Source organism: Paraburkholderia sp. 40 (assembly GCF_050434105.1).
Taxonomy (GTDB): domain Bacteria; phylum Pseudomonadota; class Gammaproteobacteria; order Burkholderiales; family Burkholderiaceae; genus Paraburkholderia; species Paraburkholderia tuberum.
The window spans coordinates 101,969-114,824 of the sequence record NZ_JBNPVY010000002.1; the positions used below are offsets into that span (position 1 = coordinate 101,969).

12 protein-coding genes and 2 pseudogenes are annotated in these 12,856 nt (G+C 65.8%); 9 read left to right on the forward strand and 5 right to left on the reverse strand.

Annotated elements, in window-relative coordinates; genetic code table 11:
* Positions 1 to 112 precede the first annotated feature (112 nt).
* Positions 113 to 1,837: a phospholipase C gene (locus OKW28_RS01730; protein WP_429443428.1), complete on the reverse strand. Its 1,725-nt coding sequence runs from the start codon at positions 1,835 to 1,837 to the stop codon at positions 113 to 115.
* Positions 1,838 to 2,126: 289 nt separating this feature from the next.
* Here OKW28_RS01730 and OKW28_RS01735 point away from each other — a divergent pair, with 289 nt between their 5' ends.
* From OKW28_RS01735 to OKW28_RS01760, 6 genes and pseudogenes are all read left to right on the forward strand, one after another.
* Positions 2,127 to 2,444 (forward strand): YXWGXW repeat-containing protein, encoded by a 318-nt coding sequence (locus tag OKW28_RS01735; protein ID WP_429443430.1) that lies wholly within the window; start codon positions 2,127 to 2,129, stop codon positions 2,442 to 2,444.
* Between the two features lie 244 nt (positions 2,445 to 2,688).
* Positions 2,689 to 3,279: pseudogene (locus OKW28_RS01740) on the forward strand (RNA polymerase sigma factor); the annotation flags it as partial.
* Positions 3,276 to 3,692 carry a hypothetical protein gene (locus tag OKW28_RS01745; protein ID WP_429443432.1) on the forward strand — a complete coding sequence of 139 codons (417 nt, stop codon included), beginning with the start codon at positions 3,276 to 3,278 and terminating at the stop codon, positions 3,690 to 3,692. The pseudogene OKW28_RS01740 and the gene OKW28_RS01745, both read left to right, overlap by 4 nt.
* Positions 3,689 to 4,198, forward strand: coding sequence for a periplasmic heavy metal sensor (locus tag OKW28_RS01750; protein ID WP_429443434.1), 510 nt, complete (start codon positions 3,689 to 3,691; stop codon positions 4,196 to 4,198). Before OKW28_RS01745 ends, OKW28_RS01750 begins: the two co-directional genes overlap by 4 nt.
* 82 nt (positions 4,199 to 4,280) lie before the next feature.
* On the forward strand, positions 4,281 to 5,813 hold the full coding sequence (locus OKW28_RS01755; protein ID WP_429443436.1) for a DUF1800 domain-containing protein: 1,533 nt from the start codon (positions 4,281 to 4,283) through the stop codon (positions 5,811 to 5,813).
* Positions 5,814 to 5,818: 5 nt separating this feature from the next.
* Positions 5,819 to 6,967 (forward strand): DUF1501 domain-containing protein, encoded by a 1,149-nt coding sequence (locus OKW28_RS01760; protein ID WP_429443438.1) that lies wholly within the window; start codon positions 5,819 to 5,821, stop codon positions 6,965 to 6,967.
* Between the two features lie 221 nt (positions 6,968 to 7,188).
* On the opposite strand, the pseudogene OKW28_RS01765 reads toward OKW28_RS01760, so the two are convergent.
* Positions 7,189 to 7,753, reverse strand: a pseudogene (locus tag OKW28_RS01765) (flavin reductase).
* 47 nt (positions 7,754 to 7,800) lie between these two features.
* Positions 7,801 to 9,195 (reverse strand): LLM class flavin-dependent oxidoreductase, encoded by a 1,395-nt coding sequence (locus OKW28_RS01770; protein ID WP_429443440.1) that lies wholly within the window; start codon positions 9,193 to 9,195, stop codon positions 7,801 to 7,803.
* Between the two features lie 185 nt (positions 9,196 to 9,380).
* Between OKW28_RS01770 and OKW28_RS01775 the strand changes: the two genes are divergently transcribed.
* Positions 9,381 to 9,950 carry a helix-turn-helix domain-containing protein gene (locus OKW28_RS01775; protein WP_184046833.1) on the forward strand — a complete coding sequence of 190 codons (570 nt, stop codon included), beginning with the start codon at positions 9,381 to 9,383 and terminating at the stop codon, positions 9,948 to 9,950.
* Between the two features lie 18 nt (positions 9,951 to 9,968).
* Here the strand turns inward: OKW28_RS01775 and OKW28_RS01780 are convergent, their stop codons facing one another.
* Both OKW28_RS01780 and OKW28_RS01785 read right to left on the reverse strand, forming a co-directional pair.
* Positions 9,969 to 10,346 carry a BON domain-containing protein gene (locus tag OKW28_RS01780; RefSeq protein ID WP_429443443.1) on the reverse strand — a complete coding sequence of 126 codons (378 nt, stop codon included), beginning with the start codon at positions 10,344 to 10,346 and terminating at the stop codon, positions 9,969 to 9,971.
* 245 nt (positions 10,347 to 10,591) lie between these two features.
* Positions 10,592 to 11,014 carry a hypothetical protein gene (locus OKW28_RS01785; RefSeq protein WP_429443446.1) on the reverse strand — a complete coding sequence of 141 codons (423 nt, stop codon included), beginning with the start codon at positions 11,012 to 11,014 and terminating at the stop codon, positions 10,592 to 10,594.
* A 282-nt stretch (positions 11,015 to 11,296) separates the two neighbouring features.
* Between OKW28_RS01785 and OKW28_RS01790 the strand changes: the two genes are divergently transcribed.
* Positions 11,297 to 11,608 (forward strand): DUF4148 domain-containing protein, encoded by a 312-nt coding sequence (locus OKW28_RS01790; RefSeq protein WP_026226638.1) that lies wholly within the window; start codon positions 11,297 to 11,299, stop codon positions 11,606 to 11,608.
* Positions 11,609 to 11,674: 66 nt separating this feature from the next.
* Entirely contained in the window at positions 11,675 to 12,802 is a 1,128-nt protein-coding gene (locus OKW28_RS01795; RefSeq protein WP_429443449.1) for a VIT1/CCC1 transporter family protein, read from the forward strand.
* Positions 12,803 to 12,856: the final 54 nt, after the last annotated feature.

Genomic DNA, 12,856 nt, shown 5'->3' on the forward strand with positions numbered 1-12,856 from the left:
ACCGGCTGGCTCGACGTCATCACTGATTGACGGGCATCAACAGCTCCGTTCCCTGAACGTCACACCGCGTACTTCTCTGTGCGGCAGAACGGACGGATAAACGGGTGGCTCCTTAGTTCGTCGCAGGAGGAGCCGACAGCTTGGTGCCAAGGTTCGTGTCGAGGTACAACGCCGGCGTTTTGCCACCGTTGGTGAAGTCGAACAGCGACGTGATGTTCCCCGTCGTCGCATCGTGCGATCCGTTGCCGATGCGGGTACCGCCGAGCCAGTTGTCTTCGATGAACCTGACAACCGAAGCCTGAGTGATCGCCGTGTGGTCAACGTAGTTGCTACGTGCGTACGGCGAGATCACCAGAAGCGGAACACGCGTTCCCGGGCCGCAACGGCCGTTGACAGCCGCGCCTGTCACGCCGACGCCTTGCTTCGCGCCCGTTGCGTTGCAGGTGCCCGCGCCGTTCAGCTGGTCGGCGGTGGCGTCAAACGACGAAGTCGTCGGCGTCGCATAAGCGTGGTCGTACCAGCCATCCGAATCGTCGTACGTGATGATGACGGCGGTGTTCTTCCAGTCCGGCTGTTGTTGCAGGAAGTTGACGACCTTCGTGACGAACGCCTGCTCGTCGATCGGATCCGAGTTGCCCGGGTGCGCATCGCCGACGGCCGGTGCCTTCAGGTAGCTGACCGACGGGAAGTTGCCCGCCGAGACGGCCGTGAAGAAGTCGTTGACGTCGTATTGATGGTGCACTGGCGTAGCCGTCGAATCGAGCGGGTCGGTCTGTCCAATCAGCGCGGTCGACGTCGGGCGCGTGTGCGCCAGGTTGGCCGTCGTAGCGTAGTACTGGAACCAGTTGTGGTGAGGTATGTAGTCCGTCTTCGTTGCGCCGAGGACCGACGAGTAGCTACTGCGCTTGCACGCCGTGGTGCCGTTAGAGTTGGTGGCGCTCAGGTCGAAGCCGCCCATGAAGCCGCCCCACGTAATGCCTTTCGCGTTGAGGAGGTCACCGATGTTTTTGTTATTCGAGCTCAGCGTGGCCTGTCCACTCGACGTCGAGGTGTTGCACACGTCCCCGGTCGGGTCGGAATCGCCGTTCATCGTGAAGCTGCCCGCGCCGTCGCCAATCACGTTGTCGCCTTGAGCGGCACCGTTCGCAGGAATAACGCCGTTGGTCTGGCCGGAAACCACCTCGAGCGCGCCCGGTGTCGACGGACCGTACGTGTCGGTGTACATGTTGTCGCTCATCGCGAAGTTCTGCGCGTAATTCCATAGCGCGGTGACCGTGTTGCCGTCGAAATAGCCCATCACGAGACCCGGCGTGCCGAACGTCGAACCGCTGCCGGCGCTGTTGTTACCCGTGTACTTGGGGAACAGGTCCGCCGCGCCGTTGTCGTAGGCGAGCTGTTCCTTCATGTAGTCGTGCGACTGGCCGTTGGTGTTGGCCTGGCTGCGGTCGAGGCGGAACGGATTGATGCCGCTGCCTGCGGAGGCCGCGTTGTTCGCCGTGTTCAGGAAGTTCGGGTTGCTCGTCAGAAGCGAATTCTGATTCAGATTGTTGATCTGGGCCGGCGTGTTCGCCGCCGTGAACGCCGGTTCACCGACCGGGTTCTGCGCGTTCGGATAGGTGCCGAAGTAGTGATCGAAAGAACGATTCTCACCGAAGATCACGACGAGGTGCTTGATCGGCGTTGCCGTGGCCAACGCGTCCTGGGCGGATACGGTAGCAGCCGGTGTGGAGGCCGGCGCGGATGCAGTCGAAGGAGAGCTGACGCTGCTGCTTCCGCATGCGCTCAGCACGAACAGTGCGGCGGCAAACGGAATGGGCAAAAGGGCTTTACGAAACATTCTTTGGTGGCTCCACATTCGCGGTCCAGCCCTTCCATCGATAGGTATGAACGGTGCTGGAAATTGTTGTTAGAAGCGTAACGGCCGACGCCATTGGTTGCAGCCCGTGCATTGGACCATCAAAAAGTGAAAATTTTCGGGCAATACGCCGACTATTGCCTTTCGTGAGCCCGACTGTATTCGTGCTTTTTTGCCAATAGCGCGACGGATTTCTTCCGCTGCCGCGTTCAAGTAGAAACGGGGCCGTCCTGGGCGCCGACTTGTTCCAGCTTTGAAGGGAGAAATCGACATGAACAGCAACCGCATCACTCGTCTGCTCGGTTCCACGCTGATCGCCGCGCTGTGCTGCGCGGCCACGCTGACGGCCGCGCCCGCCTCCGCACAAGTGATGATCGCGCCGATGGCACCGCCGCCGCCGCGCGTCGAAGTTGTGCCCGCGCCACGGGACGGCTATGTGTGGGATCAGGGCCGCTGGCGCTGGGAGCACGGCCGCTATGTGTGGGTGCCGGGCCACTGGCAGCCGGTGCGCGTCGGCTATCACTGGGTGCCCGGGCATTGGGCGCAACGTGGGCCGCACTGGCGCTGGATCGAAGGTCATTGGGCTTGAACGAGGCTTGCGATGAAAACACTCGTGATGATTCTGCTGGCCGGCTCGCTCGCCGGCTGTGTGGTCTATCCGGCACGCCCGGCCTATTACCGGCCGGCGGTCGTCGTATATTGACCGCGTACGTGATACCTGGCCGGATAGCGGCGTAGCGGCACGACAACATAACGACACGACAGCTGAAGGAGCGGCGGCAAGTGAACGACGTTGATCCCGTGATGCGGTCCTCACGCGAAAGCGCGCGCGTGATGTCGCGACCGAGCCGCACACCTTGAGCGACGCACCACCCGATCCGGACGCCGAGCTGATCGCGCGGGTGGGCCGCGCGGAGCCCGGCGCGGTCCGCTCGCTGGTCGCGCGCAAGCTGCCGCGGCTACTTGCGCTCGCCACGCGCATGCTCGGCGATCGCATGGAAGCGGAGGACGTCGCGCAGGAGGTATTCGTGCGAATCTGGAAACAGGCGGCCCGCTGGCGTGAAGGCGAAGCGAAGTTCGACACGTGGATGCATCGGGTCGCGCTCAATCTTTGCTATGACCGTCTGCGCGGCCAGCGCGAAGACCCGAGCGACGAACTGCCCGATTCGGCCGATCCCGCCGCGCCGCCCGAAGCGCGGCTCGAAGCACGTGCCGACCAGGCGCGCGTGCGCGCCGCGCTCGCCGCGCTGCCGGCGCGACAGCGCGAGGCACTCGTGCTGACCTACTACCAGGAGATGTCGAACCTCGACGCTGCCGCCTTGATGGGCGTCAGCGTCGATGCGCTGGAGAGTCTGTTGAGCCGCGCGCGCCGCGGTTTGCGCGCCCAACTGGCCGGCAGCGGCCTTAGCAAGGACAAGTCATGACGCCCGAAAGATTCCATCAGATCGTTGCAGCTTACGGCGCCGACGCGCGCCGCTGGCCGGAGCGCGAACGCGAAGCCGCGCAGGCGTGGGCGCGTGCACATCGCGACGAAGCCGATGCGGCGTTGAGCGAAGCGGCCAGCCTCGACGCGTGGCTCGCCGCCGACGAGCTCGAGCCGCCGAGCCTCGAACTGCAGCGTCGCATCATCGACCGCGCGCCGTCGCGACGCCCAGCCGCGCGCTGGCGTTTGTGGTGGTCGGGCGCGGCGGTGGCAGGTGTCGGGCTGCTCGGCGGCGTGGCGGGGGCGTTCGCGGTGTCGTTCTTCGTGCTGACCGAGAACGCGCCGGTCGTGCATGAATCCTCGTATCTGACTTCGAGCTTCGGCGGCAGCTCCGCCGATTGGAGCGGCGAATGAACGGGCGCTCGTGGAAATTTGCCCTGCTGGGCTCGGCGGTGCTCAACGTGTTCCTGCTCGGCGCGATCGCCGGCGGCGCGTATCAATGGTTCGCCGCGCACGGTGCGAATCCGCCGGCGGCGCAGGACCAGCGCGCGCTGCGGTTCGCCGCCGAGCCGCTGTCGGCGCAGCAGCGGCAGGCGTTTATCGACGGCCTGAAGAGCGCGCGGCGCGACGGGCGCCAGTATGCGCGCGACGCTCGCGAAGGGCGTCGTGAGGTGCTGCGTCTGCTGGCCGCGCCGCAGTTCGATCGCGCCGCACTCGATGCGGCGCTCGCGCGCACGCGCGCGGCCGACGTCAGCCTGCGCGCGATGGTCGAAGCGAGCGTCGCCGATTTCGCGGCGACGCTGACGCCCGAGGAGCGCGTCGAATTCGCCGAGAGTTTGAAGTTGCGTGGGCAATGGCGCGAAGCGCAGCCGGCGCCGAACGCGAAAAAACCGGCGGCGAATGCCGCATCGAGCGAATAAAAAATGCGCGCGATGGCGACGGATTTCAGCGTGTCGGCCGTTTAACGGACATGCAGGTGCCCTACCTGCCGACGAGGATCGTATGGCCAACTCACCGAACCTGAATGCCGCGGCGATCGCACTGAACCGCTTCGGCCTCGGCGCGCGCGCCGACGACACGCCGCCCGCCGATCCGAAGGGCTGGCTGCTCGCGCAGTTCGAGCAATATCAGCCGCGGCCCGACGCGTGGGCGAGCCAGCCCGATTCGATCGCATTGTCGACGCAGCTCGTGCAGCAGCGCATGCAGATGGAGCAGCAATCGAAACAGAAGGCGGGTGAGGAGACCAACCCGAGCCAGAATGCGAACCACGGCGCAAACAACAGCGCAAACTACAGCGCCAGCAACACCGCAGCACCCAGCCAGACCGACGCGCAAGCCGCCAGGCAAGCCGAAAGAAAAGCACTGCGCGTCGAGATACTCGACATGTACCGCTCGTCGGTCAATGCGCGCGTCGCAAGCGCGCTGACCACGCAGACGCCGTTCATCGAACGCCTCGTGCATTTCTGGGCGAATCACTTCGCGGTGTCGACCGAAAAGCCCGGCGTCGCGGCGCTCGCCGGGTCGTTCGAAGCGGAGGCGATTCGCCCGCACGTGCTCGGCCGTTTCGAGGACATGCTGGTGGCCGTCGAGCGTCATCCGGCCATGCAGCTGTTCCTCGACCAGAACCGCTCGGTCGGTCCCGACAGCATGGCCGCGCTGCGCGCCGCGCAGCGAAATCCGGACGACAAACGCGGACTCAACGAGAACCTCGCGCGCGAGATCATGGAGCTGCATACGCTCGGCGTGCGCAGCGGCTATAGCCAGGACGACGTGACCGAGTTCGCGCGTGCGCTGACCGGCTGGAGTCTCGTCGGCAATCCGGGGAACGGCGGCGCCAATGCAAACCGGCGCGCGCTGGAACAGAACGGCGAACCCGGCAGCTTCGTGTTTCGTCCCGCGCTGCACGAGCCCGGCTCGCGCACGATCATGGGACGCCGCTACGACGAAGCCGGCGAACAGCAGGCGCTCGCGATCCTGCACGACCTCGCGCACGCACCGGCCACCGCGCAGCATATCGGCACGAAGCTCGCGCGCCATTTCGTCGCCGACAATCCGCCACCTGGCGTCAGCGAACGTCTGGCCGATGCGTTCACGCGCAGCGACGGCGATCTGCCGACCGTCTATCGCGCGTTGATCGATACGCCGCAAGCGTGGTCGCTGGCCGCGGTGAAGTTCAAGACGCCGTGGGAGTGGACCATCTCGTCGATGCGCGGACTCGGCTGGCACGAGCCCGGCAATCTGCAGAGCGCGCCGATCCTCACGCAGCTTGGCCAGCCGGTGTGGCGGCCCGGTTCACCCGCCGGCTACGACGATATCGCCGCGAGCTGGGCCGCGCCCGATGCGCTCGTGCGCCGCGTCGAAGTCGCGCAACGTTTCGCCGCGCGCGTGGGTGACCGGCTCGATGCGCGCTCGCTCGGCCAGACCTTGCTGGCTGGCTCGCTCAGCGAGCCGACGGCCACGGCGGTGTCGCGCGCGGAAAGCGCATCGACGGCGATCGCGCTGCTGCTCGTATCGCCCGATTTTCAACGGAGATGAACGCCATGCTGTCACGTCGCAAGTTTCTGAGCGTCGCCGCCGCCGGTGCCGGCGCACTGCTCGTGTCGCCGCGGATTGCGTTCGCGCATGTCGCGACCGACCGCCGCTTCGTGTTCGTGATCCAGCGTGGCGCGGCCGACGGGCTGAACATCGTCGTGCCGTACGCGGACCCCGCGTATGCGACGCTGCGCGGGCCGCTCGCGATCGATGCGTCGAACGCGCCGCATCTGGACGGCACGTTCGCGCTGCATCCGGCGCTCGCGCAGATCGCGACGCTGTACGCGCAGCGCGAGGCGTTGTTCGTGCACGCGGTCGCCTCGCCGTATCGCGACCGCTCGCATTTCGACGGACAGAACGTGCTGGAAACCGGCGGCACGTCGCCGTATCAGACGAAGGACGGCTGGCTCAACCGGCTCGCCGCGCAACTGCCCGCCACCCGCGAAAACGCGATCGCGTTCGCGCCGACCGTGCCGATGGCGCTGCGCGGGCCCGCGACGGTGACCTCGTATGCACCGTCGGCCTTGCCGCAGGCGCCCGATGATCTGCTCGCGCGCGTGTCGCAACTGTACGAGCAGGACGCGCAGTTGCGTCCGCTGTGGGAATCGGCGATGGCGGCGCGCGGCCTTGCGGGCGACGCTGGCGCGCGCCAGGACCCGGCGAGCCTCGGCAAGCTCGCGGCCAGTTTTCTGGCGCGCGACGACGGTCCGCGCATCGCGATGATCGAGACCGGCGGGTGGGACACGCACAGCGCGCAGAACGCCCGGCTCGCGAATCAACTGAAGGCACTCGACACGATGCTCGCGGCATTGCGCGACGGCATGGGTTCATCGTGGAGCAAGACCACGGTGCTGGTCGCGACGGAGTTCGGCAGGACCGCCGCCGCGAACGGCACGGGCGGCACCGATCACGGCACCGGCTCGGTCGCGATGGTGCTCGGCGGGTCGGTGCAGGGCGGACGCGTGATTGCGGATTGGCCGGGCCTCGCGCCGCATCAGCTGTATCAGTCGCGCGACCTGAAGCCGACCGCCTCGCTCGATGCGTTGATCGCCGGCACCGCGAGTGAAAGTCTCGGGCTCGATCCCGAACGGACGGCGGCAGCGCTGTTTGGCCGGACCATGGCGGGCAGACCGATGACGGGCGTCGTGCGGGCGTGACGCGTTGGTCGCACAACGGCGTGCAATGACGATGGCACGGAGGCGTAATGGGCGATCGAGGATTCCGTGGGCGAGCGACGTGCGATCGCGGCGGACGGGGGTTCGCGTCGCATCGGCATGGCGAGTCGCGTGAGCCGACGCTGACTGCTTTGCTCGACGCGTTGATCGTCGGTGCAGCGAGCGAAAGTATTGCGCTCGATCCGGAGCGCACCGCGGCCGCGCTATTCGGCCGGACGATCGCGGCCGGGGCGTTGGCGAGGCTGGGGCGGGGCAGGTGAAGCGGCGGGCGTCGCGTGAACCGAGCGCTCGCCGACGCGATGATAGCGGCGGCCGTAGTAGATCAGCGCATCGCCCGCGCCCTGCGTGCGCGCGGCTTTCACCGCGCAGAAGAACACCGTGTGCGTGCCGACTTCGGTCACCGACTCGATCTCGCAGTCGAGCGACGCGAGCGCGTCCTGCAACACCGGTGCGCCGGTTGCGAGGTCGTCCCATTGCGCGGCGGCGAAGCGCTCTTCGATCGCGAGCGCGCTCGTGGCGAAGTGCGCGGCAAGCGCCTGCTGCTCGGTCGCTCAGCACGTTCACGCAGAGCTTGCCGTTGCTCCGAAACGCCGCGTTGTTGCGGCTGCTGCGGTTGATGCAAACGAGCAGGGTGGGCGGCTCGTCGGTGACGCCGCAGACCGCCGACGCGGTGCAGCCCGCAAGGCCGGCTTCGCCGTCGCTGGTGATGATGTTGACGGCCGCGCCAAGCCCGGCCATCGCGTCGCGGAACGTGCTCTTGTCAAGCATGGGGGCCTCTGCTGGAAGTCGGGTTCGCCAAAACAACGGTGGTCGAGTTAGCCGCGAGCCTCGTCGTCCGGCGCCGCCGCGCAAGCCGGCGAACGGAAGCGCGCCGCCGTGTGGCTCTCAGGCAGCCGCGCATGGCCGAACAGCTTTTCGCGCAGCGTGCCGTCACGATACGCGCGCTTGTACGCGCCACGTTCCTGCAGCAGCGGCACGACCAGTTCGATGAAATCGTCGAAGCACTCGGGCACGACGGTGCGCGACAGATTGAAGCCATCGACGCCGGTTTCCCCGGTCCACGCGATCAGATCGTCGGCGATTTTGTCGGCCGAACCGACGAGCGGCTGCTGGCGGCTGCCGAGCACCATCTGTTCGAGCAGCTTGCGCTTCGTCCATTGCGGACCGGCCGCGCGCGTCATCGCTTCGACGTTCGACACGATCGCCTGGCTCTTGCCCGTTTCGATCGGCTCGTCGAGGTCGTAGCGCGCGAAGTCGATGCCAAGCGATGCGGCCGCATGCACCAGCGCCGCCTCCGAGCTCACATAGCGGCGGTACTCCTCGAATTTCTCCCGCGCTTCCTGATCGGTGCGGCCCGTGATCACGGTCTGGCCGAGCAGTACCTTGATGTCGTCGGCGCGGCGGCCGCCGGCGACCGCGTGCGCGCGGATGTCGTCGACGATCGTCTTGACCGCCGGCTTTGCCTGGCCGTTGACGAACACGCACTCAGCGTGTGCCGCCGCGAACTGTTTGCCGCGCGCGGACGAACCGGCCTGATACAGCACCGGCGTGCGCTGCGGCGACGGCTCCGCGAGATGCATCGCATCGACGCGGTACTGCTTGCCTTTGTGATGGATCACGTGGACTTTCGACGCGTCCGCATAGACGCCGCGCGCCTTGTCGCGCAGCACCGCGCCGTCTTCCCAGCTGCATTCCCACAGCTTGTACACGAGCTCCATGTACTCGTCGGCGAGATCGTAGCGGTCGTCGTGCGCCATCTGGCCGCTCAGGCCGATCGCGCGCGATGCGCTGTCCAGATAGCCGGTCACGATGTTCCAGCCGACCCGGCCGCGCGTCAGATGATCGAGCGTCGACATGCGGCGTGCGAACAGAAACGGCTGCTCGACCGACAGATTCGACGTGACGCCGAACGACAGATGCCGCGTGAGCGCGGCCATCGCGGGAATCAGCAGTGTCGGATCGTTGACCGGCACCTGCACGGCGCCGCCGATTGCCGCGTCCGGGCTGCCGCCGTAGACGTCGTACACGCCGACCACGTCCGCGAAAAAGATGCCGTCGAACAGGCCCGCTTCGAGCTTGCGCGCGTAGTCGGTCCAGTACTGCAGATCCGTGTAGCGCGTGGACTGATCGCGCGGATGGGTCCACAGCCCTTGCTGGATGTGGCCTACGCAGTTCATGTCGAACGCGTTGAGAACGATTTCCTTCGGCATGGTGTGTTCCTGCTGACGAGCGGGTTCGGGCGATGGTGTTGCGTTTAATATAGTGGACGAAAAATCACTATGCAAGACATGATTCGCTGACGTGGATGAGGGCGCGTTGAACGCCGTTTGCACGCCTGCTGCCGCATCGCATCGATATAATTTCGCGGTACTCACCTCTGCACCGACAACCCGCCATGTCCGAAACTTCCGCCATCGATCTGACCCAGGCGATCTCCGCGCGCGTGAAGACCGAGCGCGAGGCGCGCAACTGGTCGCTCGCCGAGCTGGCCGAGCGCTCGGGTGTATCGAAGGCGATGATCAGCAAGATCGAGCGTGGCGAGGCGAGTCCGACCGCGACGGTGCTCGGGCGGCTGTCGGGCGCGTTCGGGCTGACGCTGTCCACGTTGCTCGCACTCGCCGAGCAGACCGGCGAGCGGCTCGTGCGTCATGCGGACCAGTCGCTGTGGGAGGACCCCGAAACCGGCTATACGCGGCGGCGTATTTCACCGCCGACCGGCGGCGTGCTGGAACTGCTCGAAATCGAATTGCCGACTGGGGTGAGGGTGCCTTATCCGTCGGATGCGTTCGTGTTTCAGCATCAGCAGATCTGGGTCACGCAAGGGGTGCTGACGTTTCGCGAGGGCGCGCTGACGCACCGGCTCGAAGCGGGGGATTGTTTGCAACTCGGTGCGCCGGTCGAATGCGAGTTCTTCAATGCGGGCACCGAGGTGTGCAGATATGTGGTGGGGTTGGTGCGGCGCTGAGTTTCGTCCAGCTTGTACTCAGCTCCCGCCACTCCCGCGGGATGGCAGGTTCAGGGAGAGTCTGTTGGTCACCGAGGTCACGCCCGGCACGCCTTTCGCAACATCGCCGGCCTGCTGGATCATGTCGCCCTGAGGCACCGAGCCGGTCAACGTCACCGCGCCGCCGCGCGCCCGCACGAACACGTTCGATACATTGAAGCCCGGCGCTTTACCGAGCGCGCGCCGCACGTCGCGGCCGAGCTTGCGATCCGCCGCACGCGTCGACTGGGCGGTCGTGGCCGGCGCGGCTGCCGTGGCGGCGGGCGCCTGCGCGTCGCTTGCCTGGGCATAGGCGCTGGCTGCGGTTGCCACGCACAATGCCATACCGAGCACCTTCAAAAGATTGACTGTTTTCACGGTTTCACCTCCTCGATAAGATGATGTCGCTTCGCTGCATGTTAGAAACGCCGCGCTTTGTCGAGCAGGTCTGGACTCTGGGAAGCGCCTGTCTTGTAGAGGAGTGGTGGTGTTGGCGCTTCCGGCGCGGTTAAACGATACTCCTGGCTGGGAGGCCTTGCCAAAGAGACTCAATCACGGAGGGAAATGCTCGTGGCCTGGATGCTGTCGCGCGAGGTGCGGGCTCGTGCATACGAGGCAGTTGACTACAAGCGCGGACGAGCGGCGACCAGTTTGTCCCAGAACGACGGAGGTAACGAAATACTCGAATCTCCTTTACCGCCATCTCCGCGGGAAAATTCGACGGACGGACCGAGATAACCGGGCGGCGAGTACGGATTGAGCGAGTATCGCAGGCCCGTTGACCAGAAGAGACCGGGGACTGGCGTGCTGAAAGTGCGCTGTGCAAGCAGCTTTCCACTCCTGGCATCGAATAGCCGGCCGACATATTCAGGGCTTCCACTACGGCCCGGAATCCATCGCAACAGGCAAAGCTCTGCCGTGTACAGGCCGTGGGCAGGTGCCGAATGGCGACATTCGCTTCCTTGCGGAGTACGGTCGAACAGGCCGGGATAAAGCACGGCGATGAGACCCGCGAACAATGCGACACGCGTAGAGATGCGTTTCATAGATAGAGCACGATCGGCGGAAAGAGTGGAACGAAGCGACGGTCCGAGTAGATGATGAAATCGATCCGCGCCACTATTGTTCATGAGTCAATCTCGGCAAAACCCGGAGAATTCTGAAAGCGAGGCCGCCCGCAGCCGTTCACGCTCCCGACCCACCTCCCGCCATTTGGCTGTAAGCTCCCGTTGACGGGTTCGCGTGGAGGCTGCGCGACCCGGCGTGGGGTTCACGATTCGCAGACGCAACTCGTACGTTATTGCCAATTTTTTCAGGGGATATCAGTGATGAAGAGCTTCGCCATTAAACGAATCATGCTGGGCGTTTCGGCCGTCGCACTGATGGCCGGTACGATTCCGCTCGCGGTCGCGCAGGGCTCGACGGATGCCGCAGCCCAGGAAGGCGCGACGACGACCACCCCAAAGCCGACCAAGGCCGAGCGCAAGGCAGAGCGCAAACAGGCTCGCGCGAAAAAGAACGCCGAGTTGAAGAAACTCGAAGACGCGGGCTACCAGCCGGCGCAGAACGATCCGAACTATCCGGACAAGCTGCAGGCAGCCCAGAAGAAGGCCGGCGTTGGTGCGCCTGCCAGCCAGTAACGGACACCGGACGCCCGGCGTGGCATTCATCGTTGATGAGGCGCCGGGCAGTTGCGAGGCGCGATCATGGCAACGAAACATGAAGTGAAACGCTACAAGGCGAATCTCTCCGACGAACTGCACAGCGCCGCCCTCTATGAGACGCTCGCGCAGGTCGAGAAGGACGAGACCCGCAAGCAGGTCTATCAGGATCTCGCGCAATCCGAACACAGCCACGCGCAAGTGTGGGCCGACAAGCTCAGAGCCAATGGCATCGAACCGAAGGGCCGTGGACACGCGGTCAAAACGCGTCTGATGAAGGGGCTCGTGCGCGTGTGCGGCGCGGACTTCGTGCTGCCGACGCTCGCCGCAGCCGAATACGCGGACCGCAACAAATATCAAGGCCAACGCGACGCGGGCCACATGTCGGCCGACGAACATCATCACGCGGCCGTCGTGCAGACGCTCGCGAGCACCGGCAATGCCAACCTGTCGTCCGGCGCGCGCATTGCCGCGGCCGAGTCGTGGCACAAGGGCGTCGCGTCGGGCAACGATCTGCGCGCGGCGGTTCTCGGCGCGAACGATGGCCTCGTGTCCAACTTCTGCCTGATCATGGGTGTCGCCGGCGCGGGCACCGGCAACAAGGCGATCCTGTTGACCGGCCTCGCCGGGCTGATCGCCGGTGCCTGTTCGATGGCGCTCGGCGAATGGCTGTCGGTTACCAATGCGCGCGAACTCGCGAGCACGCAGATCGCCAAGGAAGCCGAGGAGATCGAAGAACAGCCCGAAGCGGAGGAGCACGAACTCGCGCTGATCTACCGCGCGAAAGGGCTCGACGCGAGCGAGGCGAAACGCGTGGCCTCGCAGATGATGCGCGACAAGGACAAGGCGCTCGACACCCTCACGCGCGAGGAGCTCGGTCTCGATCCGTCGGAACTGGGCGGCAATCCGTGGTCGGCGGCGGGCGTGTCGTTCTGCCTGTTCTCGCTCGGTGCGATTTTCCCGGTGATGCCGTTCCTGTGGACGCGCGGCGTCAGCGCAATCGTTCAGTGTGTCGTGCTGAGCATGCTGGCGCTCGCGTCGATCGGCGTGTTCACGTCGTTGTTCAACGGACGCGGCGCGGGGTTTTCGGCGCTGCGCCAGATCGTCATCGGGCTCATCGCGGCAGGGTTCACGTTCGGCGTCGGGCGCTTGCTGGGCGTGTCGATTTCCTGAACCGGGCGCCTCTCAGGCGCCTCGCGCTCGCCGCCGTCCGGGAGCGCCGCTTGC